The sequence below is a fragment of the Aminobacter sp. DSM 101952 genome, from assembly GCF_001424795.1.
Lineage (GTDB): Bacteria > Pseudomonadota > Alphaproteobacteria > Rhizobiales > Rhizobiaceae > Aminobacter > Aminobacter aganoensis.
This window is the reverse complement of record NZ_LMCL01000033.1, coordinates 94,735-114,140: the sequence shown is the minus strand read 5'-3', so window position 1 is coordinate 114,140 and position 19,406 is coordinate 94,735. Positions and strand designations below refer to the sequence as shown.

Genomic DNA, 19,406 nt, shown 5'->3' with positions numbered 1-19,406 from the left:
ATATAGGAACCGCTATCTTCGCAAACAAACCTTCCCGCTCAGGGTAAATTTTGGTCCAGCCGTTTCAGGCTGGCGTCCCGGCGGCCGAGACGCCCAGTTCCTTGCGCACCAGCGGCGCTACCTTGGTGCCGTAGAGCTCGATCGCCTTCATCACCTTGTCGTGCGGCATGATGCCGATCGCCATCTGCAGCATGAAGCGGTCGTTCTTGAACAGCTTGTGCTGTGCCACGATCTTTTCGGCCACCACTTCGGGGTTGCCGACGAACAGCGCGCCTTGCGGCGAACGCGATTGATCGAAATGCGCCCTTGATGTCGGACCCCAGCCGCGTTCGCGGCCGATGCGGTTCATCACCTCTGCTTGCGGCTGGTAGAAGTCGTCGGCCGCCTGTTCGGTGGTTTCGGCGACGAAGCCGTGGACGTTGATGCTGGTGGCGAGCTTGGCCGGATCCTGGCCGCCGCGCCGTGCCGCCTCGCGATAGAGGTCGAACAGCGGTGCGAACCGTGCCGGCTCGCCGCCGATGATGGCAAGCGCCAGCGGCAGGCCGAGCACGCCGGCGCGCGCCGCAGACTGCGGCGTCCCGCCGATGGCGATCCAGATCGGCAGCCTGTCCTGGTAGGGCCGGGGATAGACGCCGCGGTCGTTGATCGGCGCGCGCTGCGTGCCGGTCCAGGTGACGCGCTCGCTGTCGCGCAGCGCCAGCAGCAGGTCGAGCTTCTCGGCGAACAGCTCGTCATAGTCTTCGAGGTTGTAGCCGAAAAGCGGGAACGATTCGATGAACGAGCCGCGGCCGGCCATGATCTCGGCGCGGCCGCCGGAAAGCTGGTCGAGCGTGGCGAACTGCTGGAACACGCGCACCGGATCGTCGGACGACAGCACCGTGACCGCGCTGGTCAGCCGGATGCGCTTGGTGCGCTCGGCGGCAGCCGCAAGTGCCACGACCGGCGCAGAGGCTGCATAGTCGGGGCGGTGATGCTCGCCGAGGCCGAAGACGTCGAGCCCGACCTGGTCGGCCAGTTCGATTTCTTCGATGAGATTGCGCAGCCGCTGGTGCGGTCCGATGGCTCCCGGACCTGCTTCCGGGCTGACGTCGGCAAAAGTGTAGAGGCCAAGTTCCATATCGCTGGTCCTGTCGCTGTCATTCGTGCTACAGGTAGCCATCGCTCCACGAAGCCGCCAGATGCGGACTAGTGAACAATCCATATCGAGATTGGCGCCAAAGAGCGTTTCCTATCCGCAACATCACGCGAATTCATGGGAGACATGCCTTTTTGGCGCTTGAACTCTGCCTTCGCGCGCGTATGTAAGCGGCGCGAAGTGACTCCAGGGAAATCAAATTGGCAATCTACAGGGAAAAAGACGTCTTCGAACGGCGTAGCGCCGCCAATGACGCAAAGAAAGCTCTCCTCGAAAAGTACAAGGCACGCCCGGCAGCTGACGATCCAGCGGTTCTGGCACGCCAGGCCGAACGCAAGGCTATCCTAGAGGCGCGCGCCATTCGCGAAGCCGAAAAGGAAAAGCTGCGGCAGGAACGCCTGGCTCGCGAAGCCATTGAAAAGGCCGAGCGCGAAGCCAAGGCCGAAGCCGAACGTCTGGCTGCCGAAGAAGCGGCACAGGCCGAGGCAAAGGCACGCGAGGCCGAAGAGGCCGACCGTATCAGCCGCGTGCTGTCCGACGAGGCCGAACGCAAGGCCAAGCGTGACGCGCGTTACGCAGCGCGCAAGGCGCGCGGCAAGCGCATGCCGCCTTCGGCCAACTTCGGCTGATTGCAGGACACGTTCGCCTGAAAGACGCAACGGCCCGTTAGCAAGGTTCGATTGCGCACATTCTCATTGCTGGCGGTTCGCGATCGGGGTTTTGCCAAGCCCCGGGCGCGGGCCGCTTTGGCATGCCTGCACGTCAGGCGCGCCATCGAGGCTTCAGTGGCCCGCCGGTGGGGCAGGCCAGTAGACGACCGCTCGATCAGGCGACCAGCTTGAGGCCGACGATGCCGGACACGATCAGGCCGATGCAGGCGAGGCGAAGTGCGGTCGCCGGCTCGCCCAGCAGCCAGATGCCGAGCATCGCCGTCCCGACCGTACCGATGCCGGTCCAGATGGCATAGGCCGTGCCGACGGGCAGCGTCTTCAGCGCCAGGCCGAGCAGGCCAAGGCTGATGATCATCGAAACAATGGTGAGGACGGTCGGCATCGGCTTCGAGAAGCCATCCGTGTATTTCAGGCCGATGGCCCAGCCGATCTCGAACAGTCCAGCAAAAAACAGATAAGTCCAAGCCATGGAACGCTCCATTGGATGGCGGGTCGTCCCGGCCGGTTTTTCGGAAAGGCGCAAGATCGTTCCTGCGCCAGAACAGATTGGGGTTTTCGGAGGAACAGTCAACCAAACGCCCGGCCGAGACCGGGCGCTGGAGATTGGCATCAAGCCGAGACCAAGGACTACTTGTCCTTAAGCTTGGTGGCTTGCACCGGCGGGGCCTTGAATGCTGGCGCTGGCGCCGGCTTCTTGGCATCCTTCTTGGGTTTCCGGGCTTCTTTTCCGGCTTTCATCGCACCCTTGGCCATGATTCGTATCTCCCGCTGCTGAGACACGAAGTGAAACGCGAAGTCGTCTCGCTTGCAAGAGGGCTGTTGAGCCACCCATCGCCTGTTTCGCAGCCCACGAAATGGCTTGAGCACAGCCCGCCGCCCGCTACAGTTGTCTCTCGCGAGGAATCGACGGTGGCACATTCCGGCTCGAGATTTGTGATCTTTGCGGCAATCGCCGGCAACCTCCTGATCGCCGTCACCAAGTTTGTCGCCGCTGCCTTCACCGGCAGTTCGGCGATGCTGTCCGAGGGCGTGCACTCGCTGGTCGATACCGGCAACGGGCTGCTGCTGCTCTATGGGCTCCGACGCGCCGCCCGGCCGCCCGACCGCCTGCATCCGTTCGGTCACGGCCGCGAACTCTATTTCTGGAGCTTCATCGTTGCGCTTCTGGTCTTTGCGCTCGGTGCCGGCGTCGCCTTCTATGAAGGCGTCATCCACATGCTCGATCCCGAGCCGATCGAAAACCCGCGCGTCAACTATGTGGTGCTTGGCCTGTGCATGATCTTCGAAGGCGGCTCCTGGCTGGTCGCGCTCAAGGAGTTCCGGCGCAGCAAGGGCAACATGGGCTATATTCGCGCCGTGCGGCGCAGCAAGGATCCGAGCGTCTACACCGTGCTGTTCGAGGATAGCGCGGCCCTGCTCGGCCTGGTCATCGCGCTGGTGGGCATTTCGGCGGCACACTATTTCGAGCAGCCCTGGATGGACGGCGCGGCCTCGATCGGCATCAGCCTGATCCTCGCTGCCACGGCTGTCTTCCTGGCCGTCGAGAGCAAGGGACTGCTGATGGGGGAGCCTGCCTTGCCCGACGTGCAGGCGAAGATACTCGAGATCGCCCAGGCCGATCCGGCGGTCGAAAATGCCAACGGCGTGCTGACCGTGCATATGGGCCCCGAGCAGGTCGTCGCCGGTCTCAGCCTCGATTTCGTCGATCACATATCGGCAGCCGACATCGAAACCTGCGTCGAGCGGCTGGAGGCCAGGCTCAAGACCGAGGTTCCCGAGGTCAGCGTGGTCTTCGTCAAGCCGCAGACGTCCGAACGCTGGCGCGAGCGGCGGGAACGGCTTGTGCCCGGGGATTTGGCGGCGCCGGATATGGAATAGGATGCCGGCGTCGAGCGTACTGGAAAGGGAGGAATTTCAATGAAGATCGAAGGCGGCTGCCATTGCGGCGCCATCACCTACACGGCCGAGGTCGATCCGGAGAAGACGGCGATCTGCCATTGCACCGATTGCCAGAAGCTGACCGGAACCGCCTTTCGCGTGACCGTGCCGGTCGCCGAGGACAAGATCGCGTTTTCGGGCACGCCCAGGATCTATGTGAAGACCGGCGAGAGCGGGAACAAGCGGGCCCAGGGCTTCTGCGGCGACTGCGGTTCGCATCTCTTCGCCACCTCGGTCGGCGACGGGCCCAAGGTCTACGGCCTGAGGACGGGCACTGCGAACCAGCGCGACGAACTGGTTCCACGCAGGCAGGTCTGGCACCGTTCGGCGCTGCACTGGCTGCCCGCATTCGACGGCATGGAAACGGTCGAGAAGCAGTCCTAGCGGCGCCTAATCGCTTTCCTCGACCACCCGCAACCTGAGCTGGCCGGTCTTGGAGTCGGCGGCGCGGGCGTTGGTTGCTTGAGGCTTCGCGGCCTCGTCCGTTTCGCCGGCATGCGAGGCGCCGAATTCCAGCGCCTCGATCTTTTCACCGCGCTTGGTGACCTTGGACGACGACACCAGAATGTCGTCGATATCCTTGCTGGCCTGGCCGAAATGGGTCTGCAGCTTGCGCACGCGCTCGTCGAGACGGCCGACATCCTCCATCAGGCGGATGACCTCGCCCTGGATCAGGTGCGCCTGTTCGCGCATCCGCGCGTCCTTGAGGATCGCCTGGATGACCTGGATCGACAGCATCAGCAGCGACGGCGAGACGATCACCACGCGGGCGCGGTGGGCACGCTGCACCAGCGATTCGAAATTTTCGTGGATCTCGGCGAAGATCGATTCCGAGGGCACGAACATGAACGCCGTGTCCTGCGTCTCGCCGGAGATCAGGTATTTGTCGGCAATCGCCTTGATGTGCACCTCGAGGTCGCGCCGGAAGGCCTGGGCGGCATATTTCTGCGCCTCCGCCGCAGCCTCGACATCGGCAGCCGCACGGATGGCGTTCCAGGCTTCGAGCGGAAATTTGGCGTCGATCACCAGCGACGGTGCGCCGTTGGGCATTTTCACGAGGCAGTCGGGCCGGTTGTTGTTCGACAGCGTCGCCTGGAACTCGTAGGCGCCGAGCGGCAGCCCGTCGGCGACGATCGCCTCCATCCGCGACTGGCCGAAGGCGCCGCGGGTCTGCTTGTTCGACAGGATCGCCTGAAGCTGCACCACCTGGCCGGCAAGCGACTGGATGTTGCCCTGGGCGGTGTCGATGACGGCAAGCCGCTCCTGCAGCTTGGCAAGGCTGTCATGCGTCGACTTGGTCTGCTCGGCCATGGTCTGGCCGATGCGCCCGGTCATGGCATCGAGGCGCTGTCCCAGCGACTGGGTGAGTTCCGCCTGGCGTGCGCCAAAAATGTCGGCGACGGTGCCGAGCCGCCCCTGCATCTCGGCCTGGGCCTGCAGGATGCCGGCCATGCGCGCCTCGGCATCGCGGGCGTGGTCGGCGGCTTCGGCGGCGGCAACCGCACGCGCCTTGGCCGAGCGCCACAGGGCGATCATGAGGATGGCGAGCAGGATCACGAACAGCAGCGCGGCAAAGCCGAGCAACTGGCCGAGCGTGACGATGGTCGCGCCAAGCTGGGCGATGGGGGCGGACAAGATGCTGGAAAGCTCGTTCATGGCCGGCACCATAACCGATTCGCTCCATTGGGTCAGATCAAAACAGGAACATTGCCGCATGGCCCCGGTTGACGGTTTTATCCCGACATCTTAGTTGAGGCACATGACCATCAAGCCGCTCATCATCCTTCCCGACCCCCTGCTGCGCGAGGTTTCCAGGCCCGTGGAGCGCATCGACGACGGCGTGCGCAATTTCGCGCGCGACATGCTCGACACCATGTATGACGCGCCGGGCATCGGCCTCGCCGCCATCCAGGTCGGCGAGCCGCTGCGCATGCTGGTGATCGACCTTGCCAAGGAGGGCGAGGAGCCGGCGCCGATGACGATCATCAACCCGCAGGTGGTTTCGCGCGGCGACGAACGCTCGGTCTACGAGGAAGGCTGCCTGTCGATCCCCGATTATTATGCCGAGGTCGAGCGGCCTTCGACGGTGCGGGTCAAGTATCTCGACGAGAACGGCAAGGAGCAGGAAGTCGAGGCCGACGGCCTGCTTGCCACCTGCCTCCAGCACGAGATCGACCATCTCGATGGCGTCCTGTTCATCGACTATATCTCCAAGCTCAAGCGCGACATGGTCCTGCGCAAGTTCAAGAAGCTCGCCAAGGACCGTCCGCCGAGCCGCATGGTGGGGTAATTCCCGCCCGTTTGCTGGCGTCGCCACGGTCTGATATCATTGATATCAACCGATGGAGGCGCTTATGGGCGACCTGCTGATCAGGAACATTCCGGAAGCCGTCAAGCTCGAGATCGCCGAGGCCGCCAAGGCGCGTGGCCAAAGCCTGTCCGACAAGGCAGTCGATCTGTTGCAGAAGGGTTTGCTGGCCGAGCGTGGCAGCGATGCGTCGCCGCAGGGTTCGGCCTGGGAAAGCCTGCGCGCGCTCTTTGGGAGCGACGGCTCGCCTGATGGCGAGTTCGCCAAGGCGATGGACGAGATCGAAGCGAAGCGAAAACGCGACTTCGGCAGGCCCGTCAGTTTTGGCCTCGATGCCGACGACGAACGATGATCGTCCTCGACACCAACGTCATCTCGGAGGCCGATAAACCGAACCCCAACGCCGCGTTGACGCAGTGGTTCGGTCGTCAACAGCAGCAGGAGCTGTTTTTGTGCGGGCCGGTGGTCATGGAGCTGGCCTATGGCGCGGAACGTTACCTGGTTCGCAGCGGATCAGACCGATATCTGACGACACTCGCAGGGCTGCAAGAGCTGTTTCGAGGTCGCATCCTCGACTTCGACGGGAGATCGCCAGCGCTGACCGGCAGGATAAGAGCCCTGCGCGAGGCGTCGGGCCACGTCATCTCCGTCCAGGACGCGATGATCGCCGCCATCTGCATCGTTCATGGCGCAACGCTCGCCACACGCAACGTCCGCGACTTCGACGGGCTTGACCTCGGGCTCGTAAACCCGTTTGAAGCGATGGCCTGAACGGTCGGCCGTTGCCGGCCGGGCATCTTGTGCTGGACTGCATATCCATATGAGCCTTCGCGTCATCTTCATGGGAACTCCGGATTTTTCCGTGCCGACGCTGCGCGCCATCGCCGAGGCCGGCCATCAGGTCGTGGCCGTCTATTCGCAGCCGCCGCGCGCCGCCGGCCGCCGCGGGTTGGAACTGACGCCGTCGCCGGTGCAGCGCGAGGCCGAGCGCCTGGGCATCGACGTGCGCACGCCGTTGTCGCTGAAAGGTGAGGCCGAGCAGGCGGCATTTGCCGGGCTCGATGCCGATGTCGCCGTCGTCGTGGCCTATGGCCTGTTGTTGCCGAAGGCCATCCTCGAGGGCACCCGGCTCGGCTGCTACAATGGCCATGCCTCGCTTCTGCCGCGCTGGCGGGGGGCGGCACCGATCCAGCGCGCGATCATGGCCGGCGACGCGGAAACCGGCATGATGGTCATGCGGATGGAAGAGGGATTGGACACTGGACCGGTCGCTCGACTTGAAAAAGTCGCGATCGGACCCGACATGACCGCAGGCGAATTGCACGATCGTCTGATGGCGGTGGGTGCGTCGCTGATGGTGGACGCGCTGGCGGAACTCGAAGCGGGCAGGCTGGAAACGGTGCCCCAGGCTAGCGAAGGCGTGACCTACGCCAAAAAAATCGATAAAGCGGAGACGCGGATCGATTGGACCTTGCCGGCGATGGCGGTCGACAACAATATCCGCGGCCTGTCGCCATTTCCCGGCGCCTGGTGCGAATTCGAGATCGGCGGACGGACCGAGCGCTTGAAAGTGTTGCGCTCCCAACGTGCCGCCGGACAGGGAGAGCCGGGAACGGTTCTCGACGACCGGTTGGAGATTGCCTGCGGCGAAGCCGCCGTCAGGCTGGTCGAGGTACAAAGGGCGGGAGGAAAACCCGTCACCGCGGATGAATTCCTGCGCGGTGCCAAGATCGAAAAAGGAATGAAGTTGTCATGAGCATGATGTCGATCCGGGCGGCTACGCCCCGCGACCGCGAGGCGATCCGCCTCGTCGAGGAACACGCCTTCGGGCAGCAGGCCGAAGCCGGCCTCGTCGATGCGCTGGTCGCCGGTGGCGACGCCGTCGTCGAACTGGTGGCCGAGGAAGACGACCAGGTGGTCGGCCACATCCTGTTTTCGCGCCTCTACGTGCAGAACGGTGCCAGGACGGTTCCGGCCGTGGCGCTCGCGCCGCTGGCTGTCGAACCTGATTTCCACGGCACCGGCATCGGTGGCGCGCTGATTCGCGAAGCCCACATCCGGCTCAGGGATGGCGGAGAGACGCTCGCCGTGGTGCTTGGCGACCCGGCCTATTACGGCCGTTTCGGCTACAGCAACGAGCGCGCGGCCAAGTTCGAAAGCGACTACCAGTGCGAGGCGCTGCAGGCGCTGGCCTGGGGCGATGCGCCCGAGACCGGCAAGCTGGTCTACGCCTCGGCCTTCGGTACGGCTCTGGCTGCCTGAGGCGGCCGGAGTTCGCCAGCACATGCCGCGCTATCGCCTCGATATCGAATATGACGGTCGCGCCTATGCCGGTTGGCAGCGCCAGGCTGGCCTGCACACAGTGCAGGCGGCGATCGAGCAGGCGATCCTGAAGTTTTCGGGCGATGAAATCTCGCTGCGCGGCGCCGGCCGCACCGATGCCGGCGTGCACGCGACCGCCCAGGTCGCCCATGCCGACCTCACCAGGGCATGGGCCGACGACAAGGTGCGCGATGCCGTCAACGCGCATATGCAGGCCGCCGGTGAGACCGTGGCGGTGCTCGCCGCCCGTCAGGTGCCGGACGATTTCGACGCCCGTTTCTCGGCCACCGGGCGCCATTACATCTACCGCATCCTCAACCGGCGGGCGCCGGCCGCGCTGGAGCGCGGCAAGGTCTGGTGGGTTCCCAAGCGCCTCGACCACGAGGCGATGGCCGAAGCTGCCAAGGTCCTGCTCGGCCGGCACGATTTTACCACCTTCCGCTCGACCCAGTGCCAGGCCAACAGTCCGGTCCGCACGCTCGACCGGCTCGACGTGAGGCGGTCTGGCGACACGATCGAGGTCACGACGTCGGCGCGCTCGTTCCTTCACAACCAGGTCCGCTCGATGGTCGGCAGCCTGAAGCGGGTCGGCGAGGGCGGCTGGACGGCCGACGATCTCAGCGCGGCACTCGAGGCGCGCAATCGCGCCGCCTGCGGACAGGTGGCGCCGCCGGACGGTCTCTATCTCACCGGCGTGGACTACTAGACGGGCTCTAGTAGAGCGGGTTCGCCAGATGCTTCGGCGCTGGCCAGTCCTGGGTGATGTCAGGCTGTACCGGCCGTTCGAGATAGGTCGACAGCACCACATAGCTGCGCGTCGAAGTCACGCCGGGGGTGTCGTAGAGGCGGGCCAGCAGCCCCTCCAAGGCGCGCGTATCCTCGGTCCGGACCTTGAGCAGGATGCAGGCATCGCCGGCGACGGTGTGGATCTCCTCGACCTCCGGAAAGGCGGAAACCGCCATCAGCTCCGGCGTCTTGCCCCAGCCCCTCGTGTCGACATGGACGAAGGCCAGCAGCGGCTTGCCGATGGCCTTCGGGTCGGCCATCGCCACTGTCTGGCGGATGGCGCCCGACCGGCGCAGGCGTTTCACCCGCTCATGCGCCGCCGGTGCCGAAAGGCCGGCCTTCTCGCCCAGTTCGGCGTAGGAGACCGTCGCATCCTCGACCAGGACGCCTAACAGCCTTCGGTCCGCGGCATCGATCGCGCGCTCCGGCTGGCGGTTCTGCCGAACGCCGTCTGTTTCTTGATCCATCCGGAAATTCTCCGTTGAAGCTGAACATCATTCGGCGAATATGCGACGATGTCGAACCTTGATCAATCATTTCCTGGCGTCGCCGAACCCGCTGCCCGCATTCCCGGTGCCGCCTACCTGCTGACCGCCTGTATCGCCGTCATCGGCTCCAACTCGCTGGTGCTGGGGCCGATCGCGCCGGAAGTCGCGCGCGGCTTCGGCACCTCGGTTCCGTTCGTCATGGCGGCCGCATCGGCCTTCGGCCTCGGCACGGCGGCGAGCGCGCTGTTCCTTGCCCGCTACATCGACCGCTTCGGCGCCCGGCGCATGCTGCAATGGGCGCTGGGCCTCTTGGCGCTCGCCCTTGCCGCCAGTGCGCTGGCGCCGACGATCCCGGTGTTGATCGCTGCACAGCTGGTTGCAGGCGTTGCGGCCGGCATCGCCTTGCCGGCGATCTATGCAAGTGCCGCCGCCATCGCCCCGCCCGGCCGCGAAAGCGGCACCATCGGCGTGGTGCTGACCGGCTGGACGCTGTCGATGGTCGCGGGCGTCTCGATGTCGGCCGTCATCGCCGACCTGCTGCACTGGCGCGCCGTCTTCGCGATCGTTGCCATGCTCGCCATTGCCGTGGCCATCGGCGTGTCGGCCGTGTCGCTGGCCGACAGGCCGAACGGCCATGTGGCTCCCGCGCCGCTGGAAGCCCTGCGCACGCCCGGCATCGTGCCGCTGTTGATCGCCTGCGGTGCCTTCATGACGGCGTTCTACGGCGTCTACGGCTATCTCGGCGACCATCTGCACGAGGCGCTGGGCCGCCCGGTCAGCGCCAACGGCCTGGCGGCGGTGTCCTACGGCATCGGCTTCGGCGCGGCTGCATTGCTGGACGGCGTCGTCGACCGGCTCGGCGCCCGACGGGTCATGCCCATCGCCTATGTCGCCGCTGGCGGGGTCTATCTGCTGCTGGCAGCGATTTCAGGCAGTTTCGGTGGGCTGATCGCCGCCATGGCGCTGTGGGGGCTGATCAACCATTTCGGGCTCAACGTTCTGGTGATGCGCCTGTCGGCGCTCGATCCGGGCCAGCGCGGCACCATCATGGGGCTGAACAGCGCCGTCACCTATCTTGCCGTGTTCGTCGGCACGACCGCCTTCGGCCCGCTCTACTCGGCTTATGGCTTTGCAGTTTCAGCACTGGTGGCGGCGGCCCTGATGCTGGTTGCCGCGACCGCCGCGCGGCGCTGAGATCTCAGTTCTGCACGGAAATGCCGAACATCGCCTGCAGCGAAAACAGAACGAGCAGTGACACCAGGAACATGCCGGCAAAGACCGCCGAGCCGACGGCAGGCCCCTTGCCTATGGCCGCATTGGTCATCCGCCAGCTGAGCACCATCGACAGCACGAACAGCGCCAGCGACAGCATCGAGGTCGCGCTTTGCGCCGCCGGCATCACCGTCCGCAGCAGTGCTGCGGGCAGCATCAGCCAGGCGATGATCGCCGAAGCCCAGTTGCTGGCCACGACATAGTGCACGAAACGGTCGCCGATCCCGACGCGGCGCGCCACCAGGGCAAAGACGATCAGCGGCAGCACCCAGGCGCCGATGTCGACCAGTGCCAGCCGGACGACGATGCCGAAGCGGCCTGCGAATGCGGCCGACTGCAGCGTCAGTTCGTCGGAAACGCCGACCCATCCGACGATCAGGGCAGGCACCGCGATCAGGATGGCGAAGAACGAATTCCAGAAGCCGTCGGCGCTGAGGTCGAGCTGGCGCAGGCCGTCTGCCTTGCCCAGCATCAGCCGCCATGCGCCTGACAAATATTGCTGGATTTCGCCGCTGCCCAACATAGCGCCCTAAGCCGTCATCCGAACCAGTCTTCCAGGAAACGCTGGTAGACCTGTGTCAGCATTTCGAGTTCGGCAAGCGGCACGCGCTCGTCGACCATGTGCATGGTCTTGCCGACCAGCCCGAATTCGACGACCGGGCAATAATCCTTGATGAACCGCGCATCCGACGTGCCGCCGGTGGTCGACAGTTTCGGCTTGTGGCCGGTGACCGCCTTGATCGAGCCGGCGAGCGCTTCGACCAGCTTGTCGTCGCGGGTCAGGAAGACATGGCTGGGCGTGTCGCGCCAGGTCAGTTCGAAGTCGACCGGCTCCTTGCGGCCCTTGCGGTATTTCTTTCGCCCGCTCGCCTTGTCCAGGCGATTGTGGATCTCCGACTGCAGCGTTTCGACCGTCCAGGTGTCGTTGAAGCGGATGTTGAACGCGGCCGTTGCCTTGGCCGGAATGACGTTGGTGGCGGGGTTGCCGACGTCGAAGGTGGTGACCTCGAGGTTCGACGGCTGGAAATCCTTGGTGCCCTTGTCGAAGGAAGGGTTGAGCAGCGCGTCGACCAGCGTCATCAGCCCGCGCACCGGGTTGTCGGCGAGGTGCGGATAGGCGGCGTGGCCCTGCCGGCCATTGACCGTGACGACGCCGGAGACCGAGCCGCGGCGGCCGATCTTGATCATGTCGCCCAGCGCATCCGGGTTGGTCGGTTCGCCGACCAGCGAAGCGTCCCATTTCTCGCCGCGTGCGGCGGCCCATGCCAGCAGCTTGACGGTGCCGTTGATCGCCGGGCCTTCCTCGTCGCCCGTGATCAGCAGCGACACCGAACCCTTGGGGCCGCCATTGGCCTCGACATGGCGTGCCACAGCCGCCACGAAACAGGCGATGCCGCCTTTCATGTCGACCGCGCCGCGGCCATACATCTCGCCATTGGCGATGGCCGCCGAGAAGGGCGGGTGGGTCCAGGCGGCCTCGTCGCCGACCGGCACGACGTCGGTGTGGCCGGCGAACATCAGATGCGGCCCGTTGCCGGAACGGCGGGCATAGAGGTTCTCGATGTCGGGCGTGCCGGCGTCGGAGAAGGTCGGGCGGTCGACGGCGAAGCCGAGCGGCTTCAGCATGGCTTCGAGCGCCGTAAGCGCACCGCCTTCGGCCGGCGTGACCGACGGGCAGCGAATGAGGGCGGCGAGGTTCTCGGCGGGATCTGTAGGCAGTTTCATGGCGACAGCGATAATTGAATCGCCCGGTCCTGTCACGACGTTCGGTTGCTCCGGTGAACGCGGAGTTAAGCTTCGCGACAGCGTCGTCCGGTCACGGGCGACAGGCGGCGCCGTTTTTGCCAAAGCGAGGTTATCGCGGCGCGTTGGTCTGGTAGCCGAACTGGTTCGGGCCCGGCGTGCCGGGAAAGAAGCAGAGCGCGATGAAGGCGAAGATCGAGACCACCGGGATGAACAGCGCCACGGCAAAGAGACCTGGCTTGTCGAAATCGTGCAGGCGTTTGACGCTGAAGGCGATGTGCGCCCACAGGAAGATGAGGAAGGTCATTCCGAACAGCATCGACCAGACCTGGGCCGCGCCGCTTTCGGGGTGCACGCGCATGAACTGGTAGAGCGGGAACGACATCGTCACCAGCATGAACAGAAAGCCGAGCACGTAGGCCGCGCGGTTCACGCGGCCCGAGAATCGGAAGAACAACCAGAAAAGCTGGGATTTGTCGGGCAAAGTGAATCTGGTCCGTTCTGTTGGTCGGGCATTCGAGCGATCTGCTCAAATGCCCGGGAAAAAATTCTGCTGAAGGATCAATCCCTGAGCAGTTCGTTGATCGACGTCTTCGAGCGGGTCCGGGCATCGACGCGCTTGACGATGACGGCGCAGTAGAGGCTCGGGCCGGCGTCGCCGTTGGGCAGCGGCTTGCCGGGCAGCGAACCTGCCACGACCACCGAATTGGCCGGCACTTCGCCATAGAACACTTCACCCGTGGCGCGGTCGACGATCTTGGTCGACTGGCCGATGAACACGCCCATGCCGAGCACCGAGCCTTCGCGCACGATGCAGCCCTCGACCACTTCCGAACGCGCGCCGATGAAGCAATTGTCCTCGATGATGGTCGGGCCGGCCTGCATCGGCTCGAGCACGCCGCCGATGCCGACGCCGCCGGACAGGTGCACGTTCTTGCCGATCTGGGCGCAGGAGCCGACCGAGGCCCAGGTGTCGACCATCGTGCCGCTGTCGACATAGGCGCCGACATTGACGAAGGACGGCATCAGCACGGCCCCCGGAGCGACATAGGCCGACTTGCGCACGACCGCAGACGGCACGGCGCGGAAGCCGGCCTTCTCGAAGTCGACCGAACCCCAGCCGTCGAACTTGGACGGCACCTTGTCCCACCAAGAAGCGCCGCCGGGCGCACCCGAGATGAGTTCCATCGGGTTCAGGCGGAACGACAGCAGCACCGCCTTCTTGAGCCACTGGTTGACCAGCCATTTGCCGTCGTCCCGGCGCTGCGCGACGCGGGCCGCGCCCTTGTCCAGAAGGTCAAGCGCCGTCTCGATTGCCTCGCGGACTTCACCGCGCGTCGACGTCGAAATGCCGTCACGTTCCTCGAATGCCTTGTCGATTGTCTTTTCGAGGCTGGCGAGATCGGGCTTCGACATGAACATCTCCGTTACGTACCGTTAAGGTTAAGGCTTCTAAGCTGGCATAAAATCGCGCGGACCCTATTTCAGGCTTGTGAAGGGGTCAATCGCGGTGACGCCGCGGAATGTCGCGGGCAACGTAATTTGGGGCTGAGTAGATTATGAATCCTATGGAAAAGGCTGGCTGGACGCCGCTGCCGCACTCCGATGAGGATCTGGAGCGGGCCAAGAGCGTGCCCGACACGCCGCAGACGCGCGCCTCGACCTACCGGCTGGCCTGGAACGACGAAGATTTCATGACCCAGCGCGACCTGCGCCCGGTGCGGCTGCAGCTCGAACTGCTCAAGACCGAGATGATCCTGGCCGAACGCGGCATCCGCTCGACGGTCATCCTATTCGGCGGCGCCCGCATTCCCGAGCCGGGCGGCGAGGCCTGGGCGGCCAAGAACGAAACGCAGCGCAAGAACCTCGAGGCCAACAGCAAATATTACGACGAGGCGCGCAAATTTGCCCGCCTGTGCTCGCAGCACTCCGCTGCGTCCTATTACCGCGAGTTCGTCGTCGTCACCGGCGGCGGCCCGGGCGTGATGGAAGCCGGAAACCGCGGCGCCGACGACGTCGGCGCACCGTCCATCGGCCTCAACATCGTGTTGCCGCACGAGCAAGCGCCCAATGCCTATGTGACGCCGGAGCTGTGCTTCAACTTCCACTACTTCGCCATCCGCAAGATGCATTTCGTCATGCGCGCCAAGGCAGTCGCCGTGTTCCCCGGCGGCTTCGGTACGATGGACGAGTTCTTCGAGACGCTGACGCTGATCCAGACCGGACGCATGGAGCGGGTGCCGGTCATCCTGTTCGGCAAGTCATTTTGGGAGCGGGCGATCGACCTCGATTTCCTCGCCGACCAGGGCACCATCACGCCGGGCGACCAGGACATCATCGACTTCGTCGACACCGCCGACGAAGCCTGGGACATCATCGCCAAGTTCTACAGCCTTTGAACCTGGCTTGGCGTCGTCCATCGGCCGCGGCCGGTGGACAAGCGTCACCAGCACAAAGGAAATGATCATCAGCAGGTACCAGGAGCCGAGCTTCTGGATCGAGACCGGCGTCCAGCCGTCATGCTGGCCGGGATAGATCCAGGCGCGCGACCAGGTGCCGATGTTTTCGGCGAACCAGATGAACAGCGAGACCAGCAGGAAGCCGAGCAGCAGCGGCATGCGGTGGCGGAAGCGGAAGACGCGGTAATGCACCACCGTCGTGAGGTAGAGCAGCGCGGTGGCCGCAAACAGCCCGTAGCGGATGTCGACGGTAAAATGGTGGGCGAAGAAGTTGACGTAGATCGCCGCGCACAACAGCACCGTCGCCCAGAGCGGCGGATAGCCGCTGTAGCGCATGTCGAAGATGCGGCTGACGCGGGCGAGATACGAGCCGACCGCCGCATACATGAAGCCGGAGAACAGCGGCACTGCACCGATGCGGAAGAAGCTGTCTTCCGGATAGCTCCATGAGCCGGCGTAGGTCTTGAACACCTCCATCGCCGTGCCGACGACGTGGAAGATCAGGATGACCCTGGCTTCGGACGGCTTCTCCAGGCGCAGTGCCAGCATGGCGGCCTGGATAGCGACGGCAGCGAGGAACAGGAAGTCGTAGCGCGACAGCCCGGCGTCGGTCGGCCACCACAGGCGGGTGGCCATGATCAGCGCCAGCATGGCGCCGCCGAACAGGCAGGCCCAGGCCTGCTTCAGCCCGAAGACCAGGAACTCGACCAGCGCACCATAGAACCCGCCTGCCGGCAGGCGGTCGAGCACGGCATGTGCCGCCGCATCGATCCGCGCCTCGACGGAGGTGAAACGGCTCAAGCGGCGTTGGCCTCGACGATCGTCGTCAGGAAGGTTGCGAGATCGTCGGTGACGTAGTCGACGTCGTCCTCGTGGGTGGGGTCGCTCTCCCAGATTTCCGAGAAGGTCGGCTCGAAATTGCGTGGCACGATCAGCACCGTGGTCATGCCGAGCGACTTCGGCACCGAAAGGTTGCGCGCCAGGTCCTCGAACATCACCGCGTTGGCGCCCGTCACCTTGTGCAGGGCTGCGAAGGTCTCATAGGGCTGGCGTGCCGGCTTGGGCGTAAGCCCCGCGGCGACGATGTCGAAGATGTCGTCGAAATGGTCGAGGATGCCGAGCTGGCGGGCGGTGCGCTCGGCATGGCTGCGATTGCCGTTGGTGAAGATGAACTTGCGCCCCGGCAGCTGGCGAATCGCCGCCCCCAGAACCGGATCCGGCACCAGCCAAGAATAGTCGATGTCGTGGACATGCTCGAGGAACGCGTCGGGATCGATGCCATGGCGCTGCATCAGGCCGTTCAGCGTCGTGCCGTATTCGAGATAGAGCTCCTTCTGCAGCTTGCGCGCGTCCTCGCGCGACAAGGTCAGCAGCTCCGCGACATAGCCTGTCATCTTCACGTCGATCTGGGAGAATAGATTCGAGTGATGCGGATAGAGCGTGTTGTCGAGGTCGAACACCCAGTCGGTGACGTGGTCGAAGCGGGCGGGATCGGGAATATCGGTCATGACGCCCTTATGGCATGGTTCAGGAAATTTGGAAGCGTCCGCGGCTGCTCACGTTCGCGTTGGACGATGGCGAAATTACGCGGGGTAAGTCGAATTTTAACTACCTGGGAAAGATGACCTTCAGTTGATGCTGGCATTCCAGCTGTCGGCAGGGAGCAGAAATTGAAGAGTGCGCTTTTAAAATCCGGTTTCGTCACACTATTGTGCATCGTGGTTACGATGGCACTCGTCCTGACGGTCATTCGGCTCACTGGCGGTATTGTCGATACTGCCGCTTATGTGTTGCCGGTGCTGTGTCCCGTCCTGATTGCTTTCCCGTTCTCTTTTCACACCTTCTGGCAGCGTGAAAAGCTGAAGGTCGCCCATGCCGAGCTGACGCGTGCCCACGCCCAGCTTGCCGCCGCGCACAAGCGCCTGTCGGAAAAGGCGAGCCGCGACGAGATGACCGGCATGCTCAACCGCGAGAACTTCTTCGCGGCGCTCGACGGGTCCAGGCGCAAGACCGATCGCGGCGCTCTGCTGATCATCGATGCCGACCATTTCAAGCAGATCAACGACAGCTTCGGTCACCTGACCGGCGACCAGGCGCTGCTGCAGATCGCCGCCGCGATCACCCGCGGCGTGCGCAGCGGCGACATCCTCGGGCGCATCGGCGGCGAGGAATTCGGCGCCTTCCTGGTGGGCGCCACCAACGACGAGGCCAAGCTGGTGGCCGAGCGTATCCGCAGCGAGGTCGAAGCGCTGCGCTTCCAGCCGAACGACGAGCGTTCCGTGCCGCTGACCGTCAGCATCGGCGGCACCACCTGTAAATCCGAGGCCAACGTCTCGGAGTTGATGAAGAGCGCCGACAAGCGCCTCTACGAGGCCAAGCGCCGTGGCCGCAACCGCGCGATCTTCGACACGGGCGTCCCCGAAGCGGCCTGATCCTGCCTGGCACAAGGTTTTTGAGGCCGCGTACGGTTGCACGCGGCCTTTCCCGCTTCTAGAGGGGACGGGCGGCGCCTCCTGCCGTCCCGCCGGACATTTCCATGGAACTCTGGATACCCATCACCATTGCCGCCGCCTTCCTGCAGAATCTGCGGTCGGTGGTGCAGAAGCACCTGAAGGGCGTGATGGGCACCACCGGTGCCACCTTCGTCCGCTTCGGTTTCGGTTTTCCCTTCGCGCTCGCCTTCGTCGGGGTGCTGCATTTCGTCGTCGGCTACGAGCTGCCGGCCTTGAACGGGACGTTCTTTGCCTGGGCCGTGCTCGGCGGCGTCGGCCAGATCGCCGCGACCTTCCTGTTGATCCACCTGTTTTCGTTCCGCAACTTCGCCGTCGGCACCGCCTATTCGCGTACCGAGCCGGCGCAGGCGGCGCTGTTCGGCCTGCTGTTCCTCGGCGAGAGGGCAACGGCCGGCGCCATCGCCGCCATCGCCATCAGCGTCTTCGGCGTCATGCTGATCTCGGTCGCGCATACCGCCTTCACCGCCCGCACGCTGGTGACCTCGGTGCTCAGCCGCAACGCGCTGATCGGCCTTGCCTCAGGCACCTGCTTCGGCATCTCGGCGGTCGCCTATCGCGCCGCGTCGCTGGCGCTCGGCGGGCCGAATTTCATGATGCAGGCAGCTGTCACGCTCGCCGTCGTCATCGTCTTCCAGACGCTGCTCATGCTGGCCTGGATCGTCTGGAGGGAGCGCGATGAGCTGCCGCGCATCGCCAAGGCGTGGCGGCCGGCATTGTTCACCGGCCTTGTCGGCGCCTCGGCCTCCTTCGGCTGGTTCATGGCAATGACGCTGCAGCAGGCGGCGATCGTCAAGTCGCTGGCCCAGATCGAGATGCTGTTTACCTTTGCCTCGAGCGTCTTCTTCTTCCGCGAGCGCATCAACCGGCTGGAGATCGCCGGTTGCGTGCTGATCGTCGGCGGCATCCTGGTGCTGCTGGCCGTCGGCTAGCCTCCCTAGATTGTCGCCGGGTCGAGCGGCGGCTCGTCCTTCCAGCGCTTGATGATGCCGGCCAGGTCGGAGTTCTGGAACGCGTCCCGGAGCACGTCGAACGACGGCAGCACGAAATAGGCGCGCTGGAACTTGTCGATTTCGTAGGTCGTACGCATCACCGTCTCGATGTCGAACGGCACCTGGTGGGCATCGGCGCTTTCGACGGCGAACTGCAGTTCGGTGAAGGAAGACATCAGGCCGGCGCCGAATGCCTTCAGCGGCTGGCCGGCCTCCTGCATCAGGCCGTATTCGGCCGTGTACCAGTAGAGCCGGGTGGTCATTTCGTCGCCGCCCAGCGCGATCAGGTCGCCGGCTTTCTCGCCATACATCTGCATGAAGTCGCCGAACACCGGCTGGCTCAGCACCGGCACGTGGCCGAAGAAATCGTGGAACATGTCGGGTTCGACGATGTAGTCGAGCTCTTCGCGCGTCCTCAGCCAGTTGGTGACGGGAAAGCGGCGATTGGCGAGATGGTCGAAGAACGGCTGTGCCGGGATCAGCCCGGGCACCGCGACGATTTCCCAGCCGGAGAGCTTGCGCAGCTTCTCGCTGACGTCGTGGAAGTCCGGGATGCGGTCGACGAGGTCGAGCGCCGACATGCCGTCGAGATAGGATTTGTGCGCCAGCCGCTGGGTCAGCCTGGTCTGGCGGTCGCACAATGTGCGCCAGACGTCCTGCTTGGCGGCACTGTAGTCGTATTTCTGCTCGACGGTGAAATCGGGGCGGCAGACCGTGTAGTCGCCGCGCAACCCCTGGGCCGCACATTCCTGCGCGTAGTCCTGAACGCTGATGCCCATGGT

Annotated in this window: 24 protein-coding genes and 1 pseudogene; 13 read left to right on the top strand and 12 right to left on the bottom strand. The window is 64.7% G+C overall.

The window, feature by feature from the left end:
* Nucleotides 1-64: 64 nt before the first annotated feature.
* Nucleotides 65-1,117, bottom strand: a complete 1,053-nt coding sequence (locus tag ASC75_RS22340; RefSeq protein ID WP_055980658.1) for an LLM class flavin-dependent oxidoreductase — start codon at nt 1,115-1,117, stop codon at nt 65-67.
* A gap of 218 nt (nt 1,118-1,335) precedes the next feature.
* On the opposite strand from ASC75_RS22340, the gene ASC75_RS22335 reads away from it, so the two are divergent.
* Nucleotides 1,336-1,764, top strand: a complete 429-nt coding sequence (locus tag ASC75_RS22335; RefSeq protein ID WP_055980656.1) for a DUF6481 family protein — start codon at nt 1,336-1,338, stop codon at nt 1,762-1,764.
* Nucleotides 1,765-1,960: 196 nt separating this feature from the next.
* On the opposite strand, the gene sugE is transcribed toward ASC75_RS22335, so the two are convergent.
* Both sugE and ASC75_RS26900 read right to left on the bottom strand, forming a co-directional pair.
* Nucleotides 1,961-2,275 (bottom strand): quaternary ammonium compound efflux SMR transporter SugE, encoded by a 315-nt coding sequence (gene sugE, locus ASC75_RS22330; protein ID WP_055981029.1) that lies wholly within the window; start codon nt 2,273-2,275, stop codon nt 1,961-1,963.
* Between the two features lie 158 nt (nt 2,276-2,433).
* Nucleotides 2,434-2,559, bottom strand: coding sequence for a hypothetical protein (locus ASC75_RS26900; protein WP_018426265.1), 126 nt, complete (start codon nt 2,557-2,559; stop codon nt 2,434-2,436).
* A 156-nt stretch (nt 2,560-2,715) separates the two neighbouring features.
* Between ASC75_RS26900 and ASC75_RS22325 the strand changes: the two genes are divergently transcribed.
* Together ASC75_RS22325 and ASC75_RS22320 are read left to right on the top strand one after the other, a co-directional pair.
* Nucleotides 2,716-3,684 carry a cation diffusion facilitator family transporter gene (locus tag ASC75_RS22325; RefSeq protein ID WP_055980652.1) on the top strand — a complete coding sequence of 323 codons (969 nt, stop codon included), beginning with the start codon at nt 2,716-2,718 and terminating at the stop codon, nt 3,682-3,684.
* Nucleotides 3,685-3,723: 39 nt separating this feature from the next.
* Entirely contained in the window at nt 3,724-4,128 is a 405-nt protein-coding gene (locus ASC75_RS22320) for a GFA family protein (RefSeq protein ID WP_055980648.1), read from the top strand.
* A gap of 6 nt (nt 4,129-4,134) precedes the next feature.
* Here the strand turns inward: ASC75_RS22320 and ASC75_RS22315 are convergent, their stop codons facing one another.
* Nucleotides 4,135-5,400: a DNA recombination protein RmuC gene (locus tag ASC75_RS22315; RefSeq protein WP_055981027.1), complete on the bottom strand. Its 1,266-nt coding sequence runs from the start codon at nt 5,398-5,400 to the stop codon at nt 4,135-4,137.
* A gap of 103 nt (nt 5,401-5,503) precedes the next feature.
* Here ASC75_RS22315 and def point away from each other — a divergent pair, with 103 nt between their 5' ends.
* From def to truA, 6 genes are all read left to right on the top strand, one after another.
* Entirely contained in the window at nt 5,504-6,034 is a 531-nt protein-coding gene (gene def / locus ASC75_RS22310) for a peptide deformylase (protein WP_055980645.1), read from the top strand.
* A 64-nt stretch (nt 6,035-6,098) separates the two neighbouring features.
* Nucleotides 6,099-6,404 carry a hypothetical protein gene (locus tag ASC75_RS22305; RefSeq protein ID WP_055980642.1) on the top strand — a complete coding sequence of 102 codons (306 nt, stop codon included), beginning with the start codon at nt 6,099-6,101 and terminating at the stop codon, nt 6,402-6,404.
* Nucleotides 6,401-6,823: a type II toxin-antitoxin system VapC family toxin gene (locus ASC75_RS22300; RefSeq protein WP_055980638.1), complete on the top strand. Its 423-nt coding sequence runs from the start codon at nt 6,401-6,403 to the stop codon at nt 6,821-6,823. Before ASC75_RS22305 ends, ASC75_RS22300 begins: the two co-directional genes overlap by 4 nt.
* 49 nt (nt 6,824-6,872) lie before the next feature.
* On the top strand, nt 6,873-7,808 hold the full coding sequence (gene fmt / locus ASC75_RS22295; RefSeq protein WP_055980635.1) for a methionyl-tRNA formyltransferase: 936 nt from the start codon (nt 6,873-6,875) through the stop codon (nt 7,806-7,808).
* Nucleotides 7,805-8,314: an N-acetyltransferase gene (locus tag ASC75_RS22290; protein ID WP_055980631.1), complete on the top strand. Its 510-nt coding sequence runs from the start codon at nt 7,805-7,807 to the stop codon at nt 8,312-8,314. Before fmt ends, ASC75_RS22290 begins: the two co-directional genes overlap by 4 nt.
* A 22-nt stretch (nt 8,315-8,336) precedes the next feature.
* Nucleotides 8,337-9,080 carry a tRNA pseudouridine(38-40) synthase TruA gene (gene truA / locus ASC75_RS22285; RefSeq protein ID WP_055980628.1) on the top strand — a complete coding sequence of 248 codons (744 nt, stop codon included), beginning with the start codon at nt 8,337-8,339 and terminating at the stop codon, nt 9,078-9,080.
* Nucleotides 9,081-9,087: 7 nt separating this feature from the next.
* On the opposite strand, the gene ASC75_RS22280 is transcribed toward truA, so the two are convergent.
* A complete protein-coding gene (locus ASC75_RS22280) occupies nt 9,088-9,627 on the bottom strand; it encodes an Lrp/AsnC family transcriptional regulator (protein WP_055980625.1) in 540 nt (179 codons plus the stop codon).
* A gap of 48 nt (nt 9,628-9,675) precedes the next feature.
* Here ASC75_RS22280 and ASC75_RS22275 point away from each other — a divergent pair, with 48 nt between their 5' ends.
* Nucleotides 9,676-10,842, top strand: coding sequence for an MFS transporter (locus tag ASC75_RS22275; protein ID WP_055980622.1), 1,167 nt, complete (start codon nt 9,676-9,678; stop codon nt 10,840-10,842).
* Between the two features lie 4 nt (nt 10,843-10,846).
* On the opposite strand, the gene ASC75_RS22270 is transcribed toward ASC75_RS22275, so the two are convergent.
* The 4 genes from ASC75_RS22270 to dapD all read right to left on the bottom strand — a co-directional run bounded on the left by ASC75_RS22270 (nt 10,847) and on the right by dapD (nt 14,079).
* The gene (locus ASC75_RS22270; RefSeq protein ID WP_055980619.1) at nt 10,847-11,443 is read right to left on the bottom strand and encodes a hypothetical protein; all 597 of its coding nucleotides are present in this window, start codon (nt 11,441-11,443) and stop codon (nt 10,847-10,849) included.
* Nucleotides 11,444-11,457: 14 nt separating this feature from the next.
* A complete protein-coding gene (gene dapE, locus ASC75_RS22265) occupies nt 11,458-12,645 on the bottom strand; it encodes a succinyl-diaminopimelate desuccinylase (RefSeq protein ID WP_055980616.1) in 1,188 nt (395 codons plus the stop codon).
* A gap of 130 nt (nt 12,646-12,775) precedes the next feature.
* Complete coding sequence (locus ASC75_RS22260) at nt 12,776-13,147, bottom strand: DUF805 domain-containing protein (RefSeq protein ID WP_055980613.1); 372 nt, start codon at nt 13,145-13,147, stop codon at nt 12,776-12,778.
* 77 nt (nt 13,148-13,224) lie between these two features.
* Nucleotides 13,225-14,079, bottom strand: coding sequence for a 2,3,4,5-tetrahydropyridine-2,6-dicarboxylate N-succinyltransferase (gene dapD, locus ASC75_RS22255; RefSeq protein ID WP_055981024.1), 855 nt, complete (start codon nt 14,077-14,079; stop codon nt 13,225-13,227).
* 143 nt (nt 14,080-14,222) lie between these two features.
* On the opposite strand from dapD, the gene ASC75_RS22250 reads away from it, so the two are divergent.
* On the top strand, nt 14,223-15,062 hold the full coding sequence (locus ASC75_RS22250) for an LOG family protein (RefSeq protein ID WP_156381359.1): 840 nt from the start codon (nt 14,223-14,225) through the stop codon (nt 15,060-15,062).
* Between the two features lie 21 nt (nt 15,063-15,083).
* Here the strand turns inward: ASC75_RS22250 and ASC75_RS22245 are convergent.
* Together ASC75_RS22245 and ASC75_RS22240 are read right to left on the bottom strand one after the other, a co-directional pair.
* Nucleotides 15,084-15,923 (bottom strand): annotated as a pseudogene (locus ASC75_RS22245) (DUF817 domain-containing protein); the annotation flags it as partial.
* Nucleotides 15,920-16,630, bottom strand: a complete 711-nt coding sequence (locus tag ASC75_RS22240; protein ID WP_055980607.1) for a pyrimidine 5'-nucleotidase — start codon at nt 16,628-16,630, stop codon at nt 15,920-15,922. The gene ASC75_RS22240 and the pseudogene ASC75_RS22245, both read right to left, overlap by 4 nt.
* A gap of 219 nt (nt 16,631-16,849) precedes the next feature.
* On the opposite strand from ASC75_RS22240, the gene ASC75_RS22235 reads away from it, so the two are divergent.
* A complete protein-coding gene (locus ASC75_RS22235; RefSeq protein WP_156381358.1) occupies nt 16,850-17,554 on the top strand; it encodes a GGDEF domain-containing protein in 705 nt (234 codons plus the stop codon).
* A 104-nt stretch (nt 17,555-17,658) separates the two neighbouring features.
* The gene (locus tag ASC75_RS22230) at nt 17,659-18,564 is read left to right on the top strand and encodes a DMT family transporter (RefSeq protein WP_055980601.1); all 906 of its coding nucleotides are present in this window, start codon (nt 17,659-17,661) and stop codon (nt 18,562-18,564) included.
* 5 nt (nt 18,565-18,569) lie between these two features.
* Here the strand turns inward: ASC75_RS22230 and phhA are convergent, their stop codons facing one another.
* Complete coding sequence (phhA, locus tag ASC75_RS22225; RefSeq protein WP_055980598.1) at nt 18,570-19,403, bottom strand: phenylalanine 4-monooxygenase; 834 nt, start codon at nt 19,401-19,403, stop codon at nt 18,570-18,572.
* Between the last annotated feature and the right edge of the window lie 3 nt (nt 19,404-19,406).